Raw genomic sequence first — 1,160 nt, 5'->3', positions numbered from 1 at the left:
GCCAAAAGCTGGTCCAGCGCCCGCTGCACGGTGCGGGAACTCGCGCCAAGTGCGATCGCCAGCGCCGAGCTCGACCACGCTTCGCCGTCGGCAAGCAAGGCGAGCACCGCCGCATGCTGCTCGTCCACGGGCGGCGCCAGTACGACGATGTCGGCATTTCCATGTGGTGACAGCGCAAAGCCCCTCTTGGTCGCGGTGACGTTCGCCAGCGTCTGGAGCTCGACACGCAGCCGGCCAATTTCGACCCGCAGGCGGGCGCGATGCGATTCGTCCGCGTGCCTGGCCCGGAAGGCGCGGTAGAGTAGCGTGCTTCTCGGCACATCGCCTGGCCAGGCCTCACCCAGAGCGCGGGCGAGCGCGAACAATATCGGCCGCGACGAGAGCGAGATAATCGTGTCTCCGGTCCGCACGACGTTGCGGCATGCGTCGACCACCAGCGCGCCGGAGGCGAGGAGGGTTTCGACCTCCTCCAGCAGCAGCGGACGTTCCTCGCCTCGTGCAATCAGGCGTACAGCAGGYGTCTTCAGGACGAGCGACGCGGTTTCGACCTCCGCCGTCATTGCCGGAATGTCGGCTTCCCGTGCGGCCTGCTCTGCGCGGCCCAGCGCGGCGCGTGCCGCTTTCGTCCGGAGGCGGCGGATCGCAACGCCGGCGACAACCAGCTCATAGGCAGCCCTCGACGCCGGCGGAAGCGGCGGCGGCGCGAAGCCCGCGAGCAGGTGCTCGGCCTCGTCGAGGCGACCGATCAGCAGCAGGCGCCGGACCTCCAGATTGAACGCATGTGCGGCATTCACCCGGTCACCATGCGCTTCAAGCACCGCCCGGGCTGCGTCGAGTGCTTTCACCGGCCAGGTCAGATCGCGGGAGACGAGCGCGATCTCCGCCTCGGCGACGACACATCTGGCGCGCGCCATCGTCTCTTTGGGGCCGAACGCGCGAGTGGCTCTTTTGAGGAGAGCCTTCGCTCGGACGAGCTCGCCGAGCTGCGCCATGGCGATGCCTCTAAGTGCGAGTGCCGGCGCATCCTCGCGCAGCGCCACCCGCTTCAAGGCACCAAGGGGATCGCCCGAGGCGAGCGCACGCGCCGCGGCGGTGATCAGCGAGTCCATCGGAATCCCGTCACACTTGTCACTCTCACCATTCGATATCCGGCCCTAGTC

1 protein-coding gene is annotated in these 1,160 nt (G+C 68.3%); it reads right to left on the bottom strand.

Translation table 11 applies throughout. From position 1 onward, the window contains the following. Positions 1 to 1,109 (bottom strand): helix-turn-helix domain-containing protein (locus AC1DSN_RS22960; protein ID WP_477333185.1); only part of this gene is annotated, 1,109 nt, incomplete at its 3' end. Positions 1,110 to 1,160 lie beyond the last annotated feature (51 nt).

Source organism: Luteibacter sp. P4_D7_3, from assembly GCF_056401735.1.
The sequence above is the reverse complement of the archived record's forward strand: the minus strand, read 5'-3'. Positions and strand labels throughout refer to the sequence as shown.